At 45.0% G+C, this 17,515-nt stretch carries 15 protein-coding genes; 11 read left to right on the top strand and 4 right to left on the bottom strand.

What is annotated here, in order from left to right; all coding sequences use genetic code 11:
- The first annotated feature begins 2 nt into the window (after positions 1-2).
- Both J2W55_RS03760 and J2W55_RS03755 read left to right on the top strand, forming a co-directional pair.
- Complete coding sequence (locus tag J2W55_RS03760; protein ID WP_310092131.1) at positions 3-1,505, top strand: Y-family DNA polymerase; 1,503 nt, start codon at positions 3-5, stop codon at positions 1,503-1,505.
- A 6-nt stretch (positions 1,506-1,511) separates the two neighbouring features.
- On the top strand, positions 1,512-4,703 hold the full coding sequence (locus tag J2W55_RS03755; RefSeq protein WP_310092129.1) for an error-prone DNA polymerase: 3,192 nt from the start codon (positions 1,512-1,514) through the stop codon (positions 4,701-4,703).
- Between the two features lie 125 nt (positions 4,704-4,828).
- Here the strand turns inward: J2W55_RS03755 and J2W55_RS03750 are convergent, their stop codons facing one another.
- Together J2W55_RS03750 and J2W55_RS03745 are read right to left on the bottom strand one after the other, a co-directional pair.
- Positions 4,829-5,266: a MarR family winged helix-turn-helix transcriptional regulator gene (locus tag J2W55_RS03750; RefSeq protein WP_310092127.1), complete on the bottom strand. Its 438-nt coding sequence runs from the start codon at positions 5,264-5,266 to the stop codon at positions 4,829-4,831.
- Between the two features lies 1 nt (position 5,267).
- Positions 5,268-5,774: a GNAT family N-acetyltransferase gene (locus J2W55_RS03745; protein ID WP_310092125.1), complete on the bottom strand. Its 507-nt coding sequence runs from the start codon at positions 5,772-5,774 to the stop codon at positions 5,268-5,270.
- Between the two features lie 242 nt (positions 5,775-6,016).
- Here J2W55_RS03745 and J2W55_RS03740 point away from each other — a divergent pair, with 242 nt between their 5' ends.
- Positions 6,017-9,652, top strand: coding sequence for an ABC transporter permease (locus J2W55_RS03740; RefSeq protein ID WP_310092123.1), 3,636 nt, complete (start codon positions 6,017-6,019; stop codon positions 9,650-9,652).
- A 68-nt stretch (positions 9,653-9,720) separates the two neighbouring features.
- Here the strand turns inward: J2W55_RS03740 and J2W55_RS03735 are convergent, their stop codons facing one another.
- Complete coding sequence (locus J2W55_RS03735; RefSeq protein ID WP_310092121.1) at positions 9,721-9,957, bottom strand: hypothetical protein; 237 nt, start codon at positions 9,955-9,957, stop codon at positions 9,721-9,723.
- A gap of 10 nt (positions 9,958-9,967) precedes the next feature.
- On the opposite strand from J2W55_RS03735, the gene J2W55_RS03730 reads away from it, so the two are divergent.
- From J2W55_RS03730 to J2W55_RS03695, 8 genes are all read left to right on the top strand, one after another.
- Positions 9,968-10,315: a nuclear transport factor 2 family protein gene (locus J2W55_RS03730; protein ID WP_310092119.1), complete on the top strand. Its 348-nt coding sequence runs from the start codon at positions 9,968-9,970 to the stop codon at positions 10,313-10,315.
- A 125-nt stretch (positions 10,316-10,440) separates the two neighbouring features.
- Positions 10,441-10,581, top strand: coding sequence for an SDR family oxidoreductase (locus J2W55_RS03725; RefSeq protein ID WP_310092117.1), 141 nt, complete (start codon positions 10,441-10,443; stop codon positions 10,579-10,581).
- 148 nt (positions 10,582-10,729) lie between these two features.
- Positions 10,730-11,503: a LuxR C-terminal-related transcriptional regulator gene (locus J2W55_RS03720; protein WP_310092115.1), complete on the top strand. Its 774-nt coding sequence runs from the start codon at positions 10,730-10,732 to the stop codon at positions 11,501-11,503.
- 72 nt (positions 11,504-11,575) lie between these two features.
- Positions 11,576-12,076 carry a cupin domain-containing protein gene (locus tag J2W55_RS03715; protein WP_310092114.1) on the top strand — a complete coding sequence of 167 codons (501 nt, stop codon included), beginning with the start codon at positions 11,576-11,578 and terminating at the stop codon, positions 12,074-12,076.
- 47 nt (positions 12,077-12,123) lie between these two features.
- Positions 12,124-12,729, top strand: coding sequence for a YceI family protein (locus J2W55_RS03710; RefSeq protein WP_310092112.1), 606 nt, complete (start codon positions 12,124-12,126; stop codon positions 12,727-12,729).
- Positions 12,730-13,076: 347 nt separating this feature from the next.
- Complete coding sequence (locus J2W55_RS03705) at positions 13,077-13,400, top strand: hypothetical protein (RefSeq protein WP_310092110.1); 324 nt, start codon at positions 13,077-13,079, stop codon at positions 13,398-13,400.
- Positions 13,401-13,445: 45 nt separating this feature from the next.
- A complete protein-coding gene (locus J2W55_RS03700; RefSeq protein WP_310092107.1) occupies positions 13,446-13,646 on the top strand; it encodes a hypothetical protein in 201 nt (66 codons plus the stop codon).
- Between the two features lie 56 nt (positions 13,647-13,702).
- Positions 13,703-14,962, top strand: a complete 1,260-nt coding sequence (locus J2W55_RS03695) for a serine hydrolase domain-containing protein (protein ID WP_310092105.1) — start codon at positions 13,703-13,705, stop codon at positions 14,960-14,962.
- Positions 14,963-15,239: 277 nt separating this feature from the next.
- Here J2W55_RS03695 and J2W55_RS03690 read toward each other — a convergent pair whose 3' ends face one another.
- The gene (locus tag J2W55_RS03690; protein WP_310092103.1) at positions 15,240-17,501 is read right to left on the bottom strand and encodes an ATP-binding cassette domain-containing protein; all 2,262 of its coding nucleotides are present in this window, start codon (positions 17,499-17,501) and stop codon (positions 15,240-15,242) included.
- Positions 17,502-17,515 lie beyond the last annotated feature (14 nt).

The following is a 17,515-nucleotide window of genomic DNA, read 5'->3' as shown; positions in this document are numbered from 1 at the left end:
TCATGAAAAAACGATATGCTTCCATTTGGTTCCGTCACCTGCTGACTGACTGGCTGACCCTCCGCCAACCGGAACTCAAACAGGTGCCTTTTGTTTTAGTAGCGCCTGAGCGTAACCGTATGATAATTACCGCAACCAATGAACTTGCTAAAAAGCAGGGCATCAGCAAAGGCATGGCAGCTGCCGATGCCAAAGCTATTATTACCAGCTTGAAAGTGATCGATGATCTGCCTGGTAAAGCAGAAAAATTGCTCGTGGCTTTAGGTGAATGGTGCATCCGTTATACACCGTTCATTTCCATTGACCTGCCCGACGGCCTGATCCTTGATATATCCGGTTGCGCGCATCTTTGGGGTGGCGAATATGAATATTTAAAAGAAATTGTAAGACGGCTAAAGGACAAAGGCTATGACGTACGTGCAGCTATTGCCGACACACCCGGCGCAGCATGGGCAATTGCCCGTTTCGGTAAAGACAAACCCATTATTGACCCCGGTGGGCAGGTTGAGGCTTTGTTAAAACTGCCCCCTGCTGCTTTACGTTTGGAACCGCTTATGCCGGAACGGCTGCACAGGCTGGGTTTTTATCAGATCAGGCACCTTATTGGTATCAGGCGCTCGGCCTTACGGCGGCGCTTTGGCGAGGGTTTCTTATTGCGGCTGGGCCAGGCATTGGGAAATGCGGATGAGCCTTTACAATTTTTGCAGCCGGCCACGGTTTACGCCGAACGCCTGCCTTGCCTGGAACCGATACGCACGGCAGAGGGCATCGCGATAGCCATTCAAACACTGCTGGAGAAACTATGCAAACGCTTGCAAAGCGAGGGTAAGGGATTGCGTACCGCTATTCTTAAATGCTATAGGATAGATGGTGAGACAGTTGGTGCGGATATTGGCACCAACCGGGCTTCGCATTCGGTGAGCCATTTATGTAAGCTGTTTGAACTGAAGATCAATACCATTGAACCTGCCCTGGGTATCGAACTGTTCACGCTGGAAGCGCCCAATGTGGAGGATGTATCGCCGGGGCAGGAAGTATTATGGTCATCGGGGGGCTGCGGCTTGGATAATGCAGACCTTGCAGAACTGCTGGACCGGCTGGCTGGCCGTATTGGCGCTAAAAACATTAACCGCTATCTGCCTCATGAAAGCTACTGGCCCGAGCGTTCGTTCCGGACTGCCCGCTCGTTGACAGAAAAACCGGTCATTAGCTGGCGTAGCGGACGGCCACGGCCTTCCCTGCTGCTCAAAAAGCCGGAGCGTATTGAAGTTACTGCCTTATTGCCCGATAACCCGCCTATGCTTTTTATTTATAAAGGCGAAAAACATGTCATCAAAAAGGCGGATGACGCCGAACGCATTGAACCGGAATGGTGGCGGCGAAAGCGCCCGCACCGCGATTATTATGTAGTAGAAGATGACCAGGGACGGCGATACTGGCTGTTTCGTTCAGGACATTATTGGGACGAGGACTCACAATGGTATATTCATGGATTTTTTTCATAAGGTAATATGAAATATGCTGAATTACAGGTTACCAGCAATTTTACGTTCATGCAGGGCGGCTCCTACCCTGATGAACTGGCAGAACGTGCGGCAGATCTCGGTTATACACATATCGCTATTACCGACCGTAATAGCATGGCGGGTGTGGTGCGGGCTCACCAGGCGGCTAAATTAAAGGAGATCAAATTTATCCCGGCCTGCCGCCTGGACCTGCTGGACGGGCCAGACCTACTGGCGTATCCTACCGATGTCATTGCGTGGGGGCGCCTGTGCGCTTTACTGACCCGGGGTAACCTTCGAACAGAAAAAGGTGAATGCGACCTGTATAAGCAAGATGTTTATGAGTATAAGCAGGGTATCAAATTCATTGTGGTGCCTCCTGATACGCTGAACAAACACTTTGACTTTGACGATGAATTTAAAAACGCGCTGAAGGAATACCAGGTACAATTTGGTGCTGAACTTTATATTGCCGCCAGCCGTTCCTATACCGGCGATGATGCCAAACGCTTTCACCGGTTGTCGCAACTGGGCGTACCTATGGTTGCTACTAATAATGTGTATTACCACGCCCCGGAACGACGGGAATTGCAGGATGTACAAACCTGCGTACACGAAAAATGCACCATCCAGAATGCCGGCTTCAAATTGCATATCAATGCGGAGCGTTATCTAAAGCCTTTAGATGAACTGGAGCGACTATACCGCGGGTATCCCGATGCTTTAACCCGCACGCAAGAAATCGCGGATGCCTGTCATTTTTCCCTGGATGAATTAAAGTACCTGGAGCCGGAATGGAAAAGCCCTGACGGGCGTACTTCGGATGAGCATTTGCGGGAGTACACTTTAGCCGGCGCCAGGAAATTTTTTGGTGAACATGTTCCACAAACAGTGCTGGCACAAATTGATTTAGAACTGGCTTTTTTCGCTAAACGTAAGCTGGCCCCCTATTTCCTGCGTATTTATGCATATACCCAAAAAGCTGAGGAATTAAAAATTCTGCACCAGGGCCGCGGTTCGGCGGCCAACTGTACGGTATGTTTTTGTTTAGGCATTACTCCGGTCAACCCTACCAAGTCGCGGCTGCTGTTTTCCAGGTTTATGTCTGATGCGCGGGATGAATGGCCTGATGTAGATGTAGATTTTGAGCATGAGCGCCGCGAAGAAATAATTCAATGGATTTATGAAACTTACGGACGCGAACATGCGGCTATTGTTGCTACGGTTACGCAGGAACGGCATAAAGGGGCCTTGCGCGATGTGGGTAAAGCCATGGGATTATCCGAAGATTCCATCAAACGGCTGGGCGGTACAATCTGGAGCTGGTCTGAAGAAGGCTTTGACCGGGAGCGGATCATCAGCCAGGGCCTCAACCCGGACGATCCGCATTTATTCAAGGTGCTGGAGCTAACGGAGCAACTGATGGGCTTTCCGCGGCAACTTGGACAGCATACGGGCGGCTTTGTTATCACCCAATGCAAATTGTCGGATATATGCCCGGTAATGAATGCGCGTATGGAAAACCGTACGCAGTTGGAATGGAATAAAGACGATCTGGAAGCATTAGGAATCTTAAAAGTGGATGTGCTTGGTTTAGGGATGCTCACCTGTATCCGTAAAGCGTATTCGCTGGTTAAACAACATTATGGTTTGGAACTGACCTTAGAAAACGTACCGCAGGATGACCCTGATGTTTATGAGATGATCTGCCATGCGGATACGCTGGGTGTGTTCCAGATAGAGAGCCGGGCACAGATGTCTATGCTGCCGCGCCTGAAGCCCAGGTGCTTTTATGATTTGGTGATTGAGGTGGCCATCGTTCGTCCCGGCCCTATCCAGGGTGACATGGTGCATCCTTATCTGCGCCGCCGCGATGGCATCGATCCTATTGAATATCCTAATGAAGAGCTCAGACCCATACTTGACCGTACCAAAGGAGTCCCGCTTTTTCAGGAACAAGCTATGGAAATTGCTATTGTTGCTGCTAATTTTACGCCCACGGAGGCCGACCAGCTTAGACGCAGCATGGCCACGTTCAAGGCCAAAGGACTGGTAAGCCAGTTTCGAAAAAAGCTGGTGGACGGGATGACCGCTAAAGGCTATACTGAGGAATTTGCCGGGCGTATCTTTAAACAATTAGAGGGTTTTGGCTCTTATGGCTTCCCCGAAAGCCATGCGGCATCATTTGCGCATTTGGTATATATTTCCTGCTGGCTCAAATATCATTATCCGGATGTGTTTGCGGCAGCGCTACTCAACAGCCAGCCAATGGGATTTTACCAGCCCGCCGAGATAGTAGATGATGCACGCAATCATGATGTTGTAGTAAGGGCAGTTGATATTAATCATTCGCGATGGGATCATTCGCTGGAAGAAAAATCAGGCCGGTATCATGCCTTACGGCTGGGCTTTCGCCTGGTTAAAGGGTTACGTGAAGACGAAATGCAGCTATTAGTTGCAAATGCACCTTACCATTATATTCCTGAACTGATGAACGCAGGTGTATCACAGGCGGCGCTCGAAAAACTGGCGGATGCTGATGCATTCCGTTCCATAGGGCTTGATCGCAGGCAGGCGCTCTGGGAGGTAACCGCCCTGGCCGACCGTCCCGTTGCCTTACTTGAAAATCTGCCATCTGAAACCGCGGGCGAGCAGATCACGCTGCCATTAATGACAGCCGCCGAGCACGTGGTACAGGATTTTGCAGCTACAGGCTTATCCGTTAAAGCGCACCCCGTGAGCTTTGTACGTTATGAACTGGAACAATTGGGGGTGATCCCGCTGAAACAGTTACAATCAATGAAGAATGGCGACCGGGTGAAAGTAGCGGGCATGATCACCGTACGCCAGCGGCCGGGCACTGCCAAAGGCGTAGTATTTGTGACGATCAAAGACGAAACAGGCTTTTCAAACCTGGTGGTTTGGGGTAAATTTTTTGATGAGTACCGCGCAGCCATTATCCAGTCGCAGTTACTGATGGCAGATGGCAGATTACAGGTTGAGGGTGAAGTGATCCACGTGGTAGTATCGCGCTGCTACAATATGAACGGTCTGCTCAAAAAGCTGACTGTCGTTCCCATAGAAGAGCAATCCTTGACAAGCCTGTCCAGAGGGGACGAAACAACAGAACCTGCGCCTGAACAGCAACGCGGTGCCGTGCAAAAGCATGTGTTTCATAAAGGCAGGAACTTTCATTAAAATTTGTTTTTTACCTGAACATACCGCAACAGTGATAAACAAAAAGAAAATCACTCCGCCCAAGCTCTTAACCGGATTAGTTAAATGGTATTACATATAAGCACCGCTTCTGCTTAATAGTATTATCAAACCTCGGATGGCGATAAAATAGTGAAGATCGATTTCATATGTCCGACCAATTCTATCACTTTTTGCTCGTCCAACCGGTCAACTAAGTGCCTGATCTGTTCATCCGAAGCGCGATCCAGCCCCTTAAAAACCTGTAGTCCGGCAGCCGTAAGAGAAAGATAAGCTATACGAGCATCGGATTTGGACGGTTCTTTGCAAAGGAGCCCTTGTTTTTCAAATTTTTTCAGGATCCGGCTTAAATACCCCTTGTCAATATTCAATTTAGCAATAATGTCAGATGCGCTGATCGACTTGCCCATAACAATCTCATAAAATATACGCGCTTCTGCCAGTGAATAGTCGCTATGTAGCAGCTGATTGTCAAGCAGGCCGATCAAATCTGTGTAAAAGCGATTAAATGCCCGTATCTTTTGAATCTGTTCCTTTCTATCCATGTTATAAGTTCAGCTCGTATCTTCTTTCCATGAGTTCTTTACCGAATGTATTTGATGGTTTCTCTTCCGTTAGTTTGAAGCCGGACTTGGTATATAATGCAATTGCGGCATGTTGCTCATTGGTGGTCCATAAATAAGCGCGCCGATAGCCGCCTTCTTTCATGAAATCAAGAAATCCATTCATTAATTTATTGCCTAAGCCAATCCCACGATATTCAGGAAGAAAGATAAAATAGCGAAGCTGTAATGCTGCCAGCCGGTGCTGGGCAACTAAAAATCCGATAATTCTTCCGTCATGTTCGGCCATCCATATTTTATCTTTAGCAGGGTCGTACTCATGTGCAAATTCATTTAAGCCTTGGAGTACATACGCCTCAAAATTAATCCCATAACCGCATTCTTTGGCGTACAGGTCTCCATGAATATAAGCAATATACCCCAGGTCTCCTGGAAGCAGCTGGTTTCGAAAGGTGATTTCCGACAGATCAGGTTTAAACATTGTTTCCATTACATATTTAAGACATGATTACAAATTACAGAATTTTAGTTGACTTTGTCAACTAAAATAAACTTTTTGTTTATTCCCTTGAGACTTACGCCGAAGGTCTGCGAGTTTTTATGAGACATATAAATTCAAAAGCGTACGACCCATGTTCGCTATCGTTACATTAATTAAGTAAAAGCAATAGATAATTAACTTACTATAAGTAAGTTAACACTTTGGAACAATGATTGAAGCATTGAAATCAATTGAGCACTTATACTATCCATATCAACCTTTATGACCTGGCTTTCCTGGGTGCGATATTTGTCGGGCTGGCTTTCAGCCTGGTGCTGATCAAAACTAAAAAAGGCAACACGGCAGCAAACCGGATTCTTGGCCTGATTTTAGGTATTATCGTCTTACAGATCGTCCAGACCTTAGGTATTGACATTCGTTTAGATACTTATTTCCCCTACTGGAGCCGGATACCACTTCAATATTCGCTGGCCTTAGGCCCGCTCATCTATTTTTACGTCCTTAAATTAACCAAACCGAAATATAAATTGCGTCTCAATGCTCTGCTTCACCTCATTCCGTTGCTGGCGGAGATTTGCGTGTGGATATTAAAAGTGCGGGAAAGTGTAAAGACCGGTGCATCCGCTTATGATACGTCGGCATTCCATAGAACGAACTTCATATTACAATTGTCAGTATTTATTTCGGTTTGCGTTTATTTGTTTGCATCCCACAGGCTGATAGAACGCTTTTACCGGAACCAGGCATTTAACGACGGCGACCGGTACAGGATCAAATTGCGGTGGCTGCATAATTTTCTGATTGCTTTTGCCTTTTTATTGCTATTGTGGGCGTCATTTACAGCAATAGATTATCTGTATTACGACAATCAATCTGGTCTAATTTTTTACCTATTATACCCGCTGTTAGCAGTGCCAGCCATCGGAATGGCCGCCACGGTTATCCTAAAACCCGAAATCGGCTCGCCTGCGGATGAGAGTATTTTTTTAAGGTTACCGCCGCCGTCTGAGATCAGGGACAAGGGCATCTGGCTGAAAAGAGCCGTAAAGTCCAATTATTACTACAGAGACCCTGAATTAAGTTTAACCTCACTTGCTGAAAAGCTTGGGCTGACTACTCATGAATTATCCCGTATCATTAACACTGCGATCAAAAAAAATTTCAATGACTTTATAAATGAATATCGGGTGGCGGAGGTGATCAAAAGAATGCAGGATCCGGCTTATGACCGAATAACGTTGCTGGGTATTGCGTATGATTCCGGATTTAACTCGAAAAGCACCTTTAACCTTATTTTTAAAAAAATGACAGGTAAACCTCCTGTTGAATATAAAACCGACCTCAGAAAACAGGTCCTATATTATAATTTAGGACGCCATGCACAGTTTGCAGCGGTAATTTCGAATCGGGAAACCAATACCAGGTGGTCTCGTGAAAAATTAACCCGCAATTTTATGTTTAAAAATTATCTCAAGGTCTCGTTTCGGTTTTTATTGAAAAATCGCTTTTTCAGCCTGATCAACATTGTGGGTCTTGCTGCAGGGACATTATGCTGCTTGTATATATTGTTTTATGTAAAGGATCAGTACGGTTATGACAAGCATCACCGGGGCGCGAAAAACATTTACCGGGTAACCACCGCATTGGCACATACCGGCGACGTAGTCCATATGGCTACTGCATCGCCGCCAATAGCGCCGGCTATGAAAAATGATTTTCCTGAAATTGTACAATATACCCGGGTGGTACCTACACTGGGCATTAAAGAACATTTACTCAGTTATGGAGAGAAAACGTTTTATGAGCAGGATGCCGTGATGGTTGATTCCACCTTTTTTGAGCTATTTACCTATCATTTCACAAATGGTTCGCCTGTAAATGTTTTAACAGAGACGAGCAGCATCGTGTTGATAAAAACCGTTGCTGATAAACTCTTCGGAACCGCTGACCCGATCGGTAAAGTGATTACGATGGAAGATGCCGATGGGAAAAATGTTTTTAAAGTGACGGGAGTGGTGGATGAAAGCGCGGGAAAATCGCAAATTTCGGCCAAAATATTTATCAGGCTGAACAAAAACGGCTACGGCAGCGGCATACTTTCCAACAACTCATGGGCAGGAAACAATTTCACATACACTTTTATAAAATTACGTGCAGATGCTAATGTGAGCGCCCTGGAACGAAAGCTCCCCTCATTCCTTAACAAATACGGAGCAGATCAACTGAAGAGCTCAGGGATGGACAAATCGTTAAGCCTCCAACCGCTAACATCAATCCATACCAGTTCTGGGTACGACGCGGAAAGCGGTAAAATTGTTAGCGCGTCTTTTCTGTGGGTATTAATCTTAATAGCCATATTAATACAAATTATAGCCTGTATTAATTTCATGAATCTCTCTACCGCCAAAGCTTCTAAACGGGCGAAAGAAGTGGGCGTAAGAAAGGTAATTGGTGCCGGAAAATATGACTTGGTTATCCAATTTTTGGGCGAATCCTTTTTGTTGTCTTTCATCGGGATTATCATTGCCTTGCCGCTGTTAGTTCTGGCGCTGCCTTATTTAAATCAAATCACCCAGGCCAACATCCCGCTATCATTTTTTAACGATTACCGTTTATGGCTGATGCTGGGTGGCTTAACTGTTGTGACCGGTTTGGCAGCCGGGAGCTATCCTGCGTTTTATATGTCGGCCTTTATGGCCATTAAAGTGATCAAGGGGAACTTCACCAACCAAATTTCGACGCAAGTTTTGAGACGTTCGCTGGTGGTATTCCAGTTCGTCATATCCATCATTCTTATCACCGGCGTAATCGTTATCTACAGTCAGTTAAATTATATTAAAAACCGCGATCTCGGGTTTGTAAAAGACCAGCAGATTATTTTAACTTTTCATACCAATGATACCCGGAAGAAAATGGACGCGCTTGCTACTGACCTGCAGCAATTGGCCGGTGTAAGATCAGTATCCAGGGCAAGTAACACTTTCGGTGCCGAAAATTATTTCGACTGGGGAGTTTACTTATCAGGCATGAACCCGGCCGACGCCATTGATCAGCAAAACTTGTATACCGATGAACATTTTATAAAAACGATGGGTATCAAACTCATCAGCGGCAGGGAATTGATGCAAGGCGATTCAAATAAGGTATTGATCAATGAATCCCTGGCTCACAGGTTGCACTTGGAACCCAGCAAAGCGATGGGCACAACGCTATTTTCTGAGGGTAACCGAAAGTTCCAGGTAGCTGGAGTAGTAAAGGATTTTAATTATAAATCACTACACGATGACATACATCCTTTTATGATCATGTATGCACCCAGGGCTGGCGAAGTAAATAATTTGATTATAAACACAAACACCAAAAATTACAGCTCGTTTTTAGCAAAGGTGCAGCAAATATGGCGAAAGACCCTGCCGCAAACACCGTTTGACTACACCTTTATGAATGATCGGATGCAGGGCGCCTATGAAAACGACATCATATTATCGCAGATCATCAATTCATTTACCCTGGTCGCCATTTTAATTTCATGCCTGGGCTTGTTTGGGTTATCTGCTTTCAGCGCTGAACAGCGTAACAAGGAAATTGGCATCAGAAAAGTGCTGGGAGCAAGTGTGTCGGGTATAGTTGGGCTACTGTCAAAGGATTTTATGAGGCTGGTTGTCATTGCCTTTATCATCGCCGTGCCGTTGGCATGGTGGGCAATGGGCCAATGGTTGCAGGGCTTTGTTTACCGTGTAAGCTTAAGTTGGTGGATGTTTCTTTCAGCCGCGGCAGCAGCTATGCTAATTGCATTATTAACGGTTAGTTTCCAGGCGGTTAAAGCTGCTGTAGCCAACCCAGTTAACAGTTTAAAATCTGAATAGTTAGCTGATAACGGGGTCAACCATGAGGGAACTTCTGAAATATTTCTAAATGGCCAATCTATCCGTGGCTACGGTAGGTTGGCACCCGGCTCAGCAAATAGAGGCCATCCCCGAGTGAGATCATCCCCATCTGGTTTGCCGATATGCAACATGGAACGCAACACTTCCCTCCGTCCCATATCTTTCGCAGGTATTATTTTCGCCAGCTTCTTTGAACTTTTTCCAATCTTTTTGGTCAGCTTGTGAATTGGTTTCAATCTCTTTCTCGTTTTTTTTGTTTCGGTTTTTACCTTTGATTTTTTCATAAATCAACACATGAACTTAACTAACAAAGAGATCTTATTGAAGGCCAATGCCGCCATTACCGCCGAAAAGTATGAAGACTTTCTGGCTTACTGTACAGATGATACGGTATGGACGTTTGTTGGCGACACTATTTTGGACGGCAAGAATGCTGTAAGAGCGTACATGTCAACAACATATGTAGAGCCCCCGAAATTTGCGGTAGAATATTTAATAGCTGAAGGAGATTTTGTAACCGCTGTTGGCGAAATAAGCATGAAAGACAAGTCGGGTAAAATGGTTCATTATAAATATTGTGATGTATGGAGATTTAAAGATGGCAAGATGGCTGAGTTGAAAGCGTTTGTAATTGAAGCCTGAAATCAATTACCGGCCTACATACAGTGAATGCGACGACTACAATTACAAGGCAATAAAAACTGGCGTAAATCCATTCTTAACACGGGTCGGCATCCTTTGAACGCCTAATATGATGACACCCTCGATTGATACCAATAGGACGAATTGGCCAGCCGTCAGACATTGGGAAAGCCGCGGTATTCCTTGCATCCGACGAATCGTCTTTTGTGGTAGGCACCGAGATCCTTTCAGACGGCGGTGTAACGAATATAACGGTATTCAAGTAAAATTAGGTGTCTTTGTCTTCCCTGAAGAACCATTTTTAACCATACGCTATGCGCAGAATTCGTTCAAAAAGACATTCGGGTGGAACATCAAACAGGTACAATATAATTGGTAAAGTCTCTTTCGTATCTTGCAGCAGATACTAAATCAATGAATAGCAAAAAGAAAAAGTCGGCTGCTTTATTGGTGAGTTTGAGGATACTTAACCAGATAGGCGCATCCATTCTTTCTGAGTTTACCATTGAGCAGATGATTGATACCGTTTATGAGCATGTTAATAAGCTCATGGATGCCTATTCATTTGCCATAGGGATCTATAATCCGGTATCTGAGCGCATTGAATACATTGGGGCACGGGAAAACAACCAGAAATTGCCTGCTTTTTCTATTTACGCACATAGTGAGGAACGGTTTTCAGGATGGGTATTTTCTCATAAAAAGGAATTATTGATCAATGATTATGAAAATGAGTACCATTTATACCTGCCCCATGCCATTACACCAATGCAGGGGATCAATCCTGCTTCGCTGATGTATATTCCTTTATTCATCAATAAAGAGGTCATCGGATTACTTTCTGTACGAACCCTGGAAAAGAATGCCTATGACCCACAATCTATGGAAATCCTTAAAACACTTGCTGTATTTATCGCAAAAGCGATCGAGAACACCAGGGTATCAAACGGCAACAAACCAGCCATCAGTCAGGTCCCTGAACGCTATCTTTTGAATCCGCTCTCAGCCAGGGAGCTTGATGTCTTGGGGCTATTGTCAAAAGGGCTCACTAACCGGATCATAGCAAATGACCTTTTCATATCGCCGAGCACGGTGAAAACACATACGTTAAATATCTATCAAAAATTGGAAGCCGGCAACCGTACTGAAGCTATCATTAAAGCAAAAGCTTATGGATTGATCGGATAAAATCCACCATTTGGTGGATTTTTCGCTGAATAATCGTCTTTAATTTTGGTTCATAAACAGACAATAAGTTTTATGAACACCTTTTCAAATCAGCTTCCTTTCCATATTTGCAGCGAACAAATGCTGGAACGCTCGCACTGGTTCGGTCCAAACCTGATTACTTTCCTGATCACATCGGCAGAGACGAAGGGCGCTTTTGCGCTGATCAGGTGTGTCTTGAAAAAAGGTTTTGAACCGCCGCTTCATATTCATAGTAATGAAGATGAAAGCTCATTTATCCTCGATGGCGAAATCCAATATCAAGCCGGGGAAAGAGATATCCATGCGAAGGCTGGCGACTTCGTACATCTCCCTAAACTGGTGCCGCATACTTTTAAGCCAATCACCGATACCGTAACCTTGCTCCTGCTGATCACGCCGGGCGGATTTGAAGAAATGTTCAGGCAATGCAGCAGACCCGCAACAACATTCGCGCTCCCCACGGTTGCGGGCGAAAAACCGGATGCCTCCTTCTTTGAATTGATGACCAGGGCCAATAGGGACCTTGGCGTTCTTTTGCTGCCTGACCTTTAGCATATCATATATCTGTCACATCTTTTAAACATCAAATCACCAACACCATGAAAAAAACATCATCAATTCTGCTGCTGATCGCGTTATCAGCCTGTACTAAAGACAAGCCGCAACCGCTGACCTATGTGGTTAATAGCAGTATCTCAAAGATCGGGTGGAAAGGGTCAGCAAGCGATCACTCCCATGTCGGGTCTTTTGACCTGAATGGAACGGTAATCACCAATCCTAACGGAACAGTTAAGAACGGGGATTTTACCATACCTGTTGCCTCTATCATGGACTATGACCTGACCGATCCGGCCAAACAGCAATTGCTTGATGACCTTAAGAGCGCTAACTTCTTTAAGATGGCTACCTACCCGGATACTAAATTCCACATCACCGCTGTCGCGCCCTATAAGGGTACAGACACCAGCGCTGTTCAAGGTGCCAATTACCTGATGACCGGAGATTTTACCATGACAGGAGAAACACACGGGGTTTCTTTTCCGGTAAGGATCGACCAAACGGCCGACAGCCTAAAGACCGAGGCAAAGTTTAAACTTGACCGTACCAAGTGGGGTATGAACATCTATAACGACCCATCAAAACCGCTTTACATTTACCCTGACGTGCTTATCAGCTTGCACATCCTGGCGGCCAGATCTAAATAAGATGCCAGGTTCAGAAACGGCAGGTTTACAATGCAACAAATTCAAAAGCATTTGCAACATACGCGAAAGTAATTTTTGGGTGAGCTATGTTTATTTGTGAAGAAATTTTGCTGGCGTTACAATCTGTAGTGATCATGCTTGGCTGGTTTCAAAACAACATTTTTATCTTCAATGAAAAACCTAAAAACAACCTTAGCGATACCGCTTCTCATGCTATTAAGCTGTCTGATATTTGCCGGATGCAACTATAGCAAAGGCGCAAAAAAGACTTCCGCACCGGTTTATCTTTCAGCTACAATGGCTTTATCGTGCGTGATGTTTTATTGATTGACCCGGCCAATAAACGAATGACCGATAATAAAGTACAATTGAATACCCAAATAGCTATAGTAGCGCTTGGCTTAAACAATTATGGGATTAAAGATGGCAAGGTTTTCCCAGGGATGATGCTTTTGGTGACTGATAAAAACGGAACTCCGGTGCTTAACGCTGCCGACCTGTTTGCAGGTGATCAGGGCTATCCGCCGGCAAACGCTACCGAACTGCGTGGTGATATCACCATTGCAAGGCCGATGGTAACCGGGGAGACCTATCACATAAAAGTACACATTTGGGACAAGGTGAAAGCAGGTAATGAATTAAATATTGAAGCAGACCTGGTTGTACAATAAGTTATTATACACATCAAAATTTGCTAACCATTTAAATTATTTACCATGGCCATTTTATTGCCGCGAAAACCGACCCTTATTTGCCTGACAGTGCTGGGCCCCATTTGCGTGGTGGACGGCATTGTCAAAAAAAACACCCAGGAGATCCTGGCCATGTTGGCCGTATTCATATATGCCGTAGTAACCCTGATTATGGACAGCAGAAAAAAGAAAAAGCTTATCAATAAAAATGATAAGCAGTATTGAAAGTCATTATAACATATGAAAAGCGTAATAATTAAACAACAAAATACTTACTACCTATGAAAAAAACTTATAAAGCCGGGATTTGCTGCTTTGCGGCGAATGCATTAAAATTTACCAAATTAATTGCTGTTACCGGCTTGTTGCTTTTTGCCAGCTGCAGCAAGAAGGACTCACCTTCAATAACCAAAACTGACACTGGTACGGATACAGGAACTGGCACCGGCACGAGAACAGGTACCACCACTGATACCCTTACAGCCAGCAAAGTTGCTGTAGCCGCTTTAGATGATGAGGTGAATGCTTTTATGACTACCTATAACGTTCCGGCTGTATCTGTAGCAATTACCAAAGGCGAAAAGCTGGTTTATCTGAAAGCCTATGGCACAAGTGATCAATCCAGGGGTGTTAAAGCTGCTATCAGCGATAGGTACCGCATAGCGAGCCTTTCAAAACAGATTACTGCCGTTGCCATTATGAGACTGCTTGATGGGGGTAAGATAAAGTTAGAAGACAAAGTATTTGGCGATGGCGGTATACTAGGTAAAACCTACGGTACTAAAACCTACGGCCCGCATATTACTGATATTACGGTTGACGAACTGCTGCATCATACATCCGGAGGTTGGAATAACGAAGTTAACGACCCGATGTTTACCAACCCAACTATGACAGCTGCACAACTCATCACCTGGACTTTAGATAACCGTCCGCTTGACCACATACCGGGAACCAGCTACGCCTACTCGAATTTTGGTTACTGTATATTAGGACGGGTGATAGAAAAAATTACCGGACAAACCTATGAAGAAGCGGTGAAAACATTGGTATTGACACCTATCGGCATTACAGATATGACCATTGGCGGTAACACACTTGCTCAAAAACTACCGAAGGAAGTTACTTACTACGGCCAGGATAGTGAAGATCCTTATGCTTACAATATCACCCGGATGGATTCGCACGGAGGGTGGATCGCTACAGCTGCCGATCTGGCCAGGTTCCTGGTTTATATTGATAAATTTCCGGTGCGTAAGGATATCCTTACACCATCAACCTTAAACGTTATGTATACCGGCTCAACAGCCAATACAGCTTATGGGTGCGGCTGGGCCATTGCAGGCAATAACTATGCTCATACGGGAAGTCTGCCCGGTACCGCGACCGAACAGGCCCGTCTCGATAATGGGTTTAATTTTGTGATTTTGACCAACACCCGCAGCTGGAAAACTAAGTTTGGCTATGATTTGGACCAGATATTCTGGAGGTCATATGCCAAAAATCCAACCTGGTCTGCAGACGATTTGTTCACTAAATAACATTCCTGTTCATCGGGCAGTTAAAGATTTGCCTGGTGGGCGGTATTGTCAAAAAAAACGAAGGAGATCCTGCTAGAATTGGCATATTGGGTTATGCAGTAGTAAACTTGATTAACGTTATCTTAGTATAAGAGGTTATACGCTACGCATAGCGCAAAGACCATCCACCATAGCCCGTGTAATGCTAATATTACTCGGAATTAGAACAATGAGCGTCAAGTATTCATCCAGCATTTACCGTCCCGCATACTTAATTTCGTAATTCGCGTGCATTTTTCTAATCAGCGTCAATGCTAAGATGCTGCCTTAAATATTCTGCGGTAGCCGAGACGCCATCCTCCAACAAGGCGGAGACGGTTCCCGTGAATAAAACATAACCTCCGTATTTTCCCGCCCCTGGACCAATGTCGATGATCCAGTCGGCATGGGCTATAACGTCCAGGTTATGTTCGATCACGATAAGGGTATTGCCCTGATCGACCAGGGCATCCATAAAATCCAAAAGCTTTTGGGTATCGCTGGGATGCAGCCCTGTACTTGGTTCGTCAAGAACAATGATTTTGTTGGAGTTCTTCAGTTCTCTTGTCAATTTCAGACGCTGCCTTTCTCCGCCGGAAAAACTATCCAGACGCTGCCCCAGGCTTAGGTAACTCAACCCCAATTTGGACAACATTTCAAACGAGCCGGCGTATAATTCGTCCGGAAAGAAAACAATCGCCTCCTCAACGGTCATTTCCATTACCTCTACGATATTTTTGTCTCTGTAAAGGTACTTAAGGACCTCTGGCTTAAAACCCGAACCTCCGCAAACTTCACAAGGCTGTTCTATATCGTCCATAAATGCCAGATCGATTTTTTCTACTCCTATTCCTTTGCAGTTTTCACAAGCTCCTTCGCTGTTTCTGCTAAAAAGTTTTGAGGAGACCTGGTTCGCTTTGGAGAATCGTTCTCTTAAATCATCAGAGAGGTCGAGGTACGTAAGCAAGTTGGATCGTATGCCGGTGGCAAATAAGGACTGGTCAATAACAGTTATTTGGGGATAAAACCTGGGCAATACCTTGTTGATCAGGGTACTCTTGCCTGAACCGGCAACTCCGGTAACTACCGTCAATACATTTTGGGGAATTTTTACGCTGACGTTTTTGAGGTTATGCAGATTACCATTTTTTATTTCCAGGTATCCCTTTGCCTTTCTTTGGCTGTAATTGGAATGTGGCTTTTTTGCAAAATACAGGCCTGTTTTTCCTGTTGACTTCTTTAATCCCTCAAAGGAACCTTCGTAGACGATTTGTCCTCCGCTTTTGCCCGACTGTGGGCCCATGTCGATAACCCAATCGGCGATTTTGATAAGATCGGGATCATGCTCTACAATCATGACCGTATTTCCTTTGTCCTTTATCTGCCTGATGATCGAGGCGATATTCTGCAGGTCTTTAGGGTGTAGCCCGATGCTGGGTTCGTCAAAGATATAGAGCAGGTCCGTAAGGTTGTTGCCAAGATTTTTGACCATTTTTATCCGCTGGCTTTCGCCGCCCGAAAGCGTATCTGTCCTCCTGTCCAGCGTTAGGTATTGCAGCCCTATATCGATGATGTTTTTGAGCTTATTTCTAAGTTCTGCAAGTATGGTTTCATAAGTACCGGATTCCAGCGAATTAACAAACTCCAGCAACTCGTCTATCGAAAGCCTCGTGCAGTCAGCGATGTCTTTGTTGCCGATTTTGCAGGACAGGATCTTATCATTCAGCCTCTTGCCAGCGCAGACAGGGCAGGGCTTAGTTATAACGATGTTTTTCAAGGCCTCTTTCCGGGAGATGTATTCCTTTGATTCCTTTTTTAGGAAGGCTTTTTCGATCCGGGGTATTATACCTTCGTATTTCACAGTCTTTCTCCATTCCTTATGTGGTTTCCTGGGTTTATGCTCAGGAGCGTTTAATAGCATATTCAGTTCTTCCGGAGAATACTTTTCCAGCTTCCTGTCGTTATCGAAATAGCCTGACTGCGTATATCTGGTTAGACGCCAGCCGCCTGGCTGGAAAGTTGGAAACAGGATTGCGCCCTCGTTCAAAGACTTCTGCCCGTCAATCAAAGCATCAACATTGACAGTCTGTACAAAACCAAGCCCTTCGCATTCGGGGCACATCCCCAGAGGATTGTTGAACGAAAACGCATTTGAGTACCCCACGAAGGGTTTTCCTATCCTGGAAAAAAGAAGCCTTAGAGATGCATAAACATCCGTAGCTGTTCCTACAGTCGACCTTGCATTCCCACCAAGCCTTTTCTGGTTGATTATAATGGGAACGTTCAGGTTTTCGATTTTATCTACATCCGGCACTCCAATATGCCGGAGGCGATTCCTAAGAAAGCTGCCCTGCGTTTCGTTAAACTGGCGTTGGGCCTCAGCGCCTACTGTTTCAAAAACCAGCGAGGATTTTCCCGAACCGGAAACCCCCGTAAAAACGACAATCTTGTTTTTAGGTATCGCAACAGAAATATTTTTCAGATTATTTTGTCTTGCATTGGATATGGTAATCTGCTTCATTTTCGTTAATTTTG

The sequence above is a fragment of the Mucilaginibacter pocheonensis genome (assembly GCF_031456535.1).
Classification (GTDB): Bacteria; Bacteroidota; Bacteroidia; order Sphingobacteriales; family Sphingobacteriaceae; genus Mucilaginibacter; species Mucilaginibacter pocheonensis.
Note: the sequence above shows the minus strand (reverse complement) of the source record. Positions and strands in the feature narration are given on the sequence as shown.

Bases quoted from the DNA above. Each gene is read 5' to 3' on its own strand.
- J2W55_RS03710 (WP_310092112.1), top strand. From the start codon at position 12,124: ATGAAAAAAACATCATCAATTCTGCTGCTGATCGCGTTATCAGCCTGT.
- J2W55_RS03750 (WP_310092127.1), bottom strand. From the start codon at position 5,266: ATGGATAGAAAGGAACAGATTCAAAAGATACGGGCATTTAATCGCTTT.
- J2W55_RS03755 (WP_310092129.1), top strand. From the start codon at position 1,512: ATGAAATATGCTGAATTACAGGTTACCAGCAATTTTACGTTCATGCAG.
- J2W55_RS03730 (WP_310092119.1), top strand. From the start codon at position 9,968: ATGAACTTAACTAACAAAGAGATCTTATTGAAGGCCAATGCCGCCATT.
- J2W55_RS03690 (WP_310092103.1), bottom strand. From the start codon at position 17,501: ATGAAGCAGATTACCATATCCAATGCAAGACAAAATAATCTGAAAAAT.
- J2W55_RS03715 (WP_310092114.1), top strand. From the start codon at position 11,576: ATGAACACCTTTTCAAATCAGCTTCCTTTCCATATTTGCAGCGAACAA.
- J2W55_RS03695 (WP_310092105.1), top strand. From the start codon at position 13,703: ATGAAAAAAACTTATAAAGCCGGGATTTGCTGCTTTGCGGCGAATGCA.
- J2W55_RS03745 (WP_310092125.1), bottom strand. From the start codon at position 5,774: ATGGAAACAATGTTTAAACCTGATCTGTCGGAAATCACCTTTCGAAAC.
- J2W55_RS03705 (WP_310092110.1), top strand. From the start codon at position 13,077: ATGACCGATAATAAAGTACAATTGAATACCCAAATAGCTATAGTAGCG.
- J2W55_RS03720 (WP_310092115.1), top strand. From the start codon at position 10,730: ATGAATAGCAAAAAGAAAAAGTCGGCTGCTTTATTGGTGAGTTTGAGG.
- J2W55_RS03700 (WP_310092107.1), top strand. From the start codon at position 13,446: ATGGCCATTTTATTGCCGCGAAAACCGACCCTTATTTGCCTGACAGTG.
- J2W55_RS03735 (WP_310092121.1), bottom strand. From the start codon at position 9,957: ATGAAAAAATCAAAGGTAAAAACCGAAACAAAAAAAACGAGAAAGAGA.
- J2W55_RS03760 (WP_310092131.1), top strand. From the start codon at position 3: ATGAAAAAACGATATGCTTCCATTTGGTTCCGTCACCTGCTGACTGAC.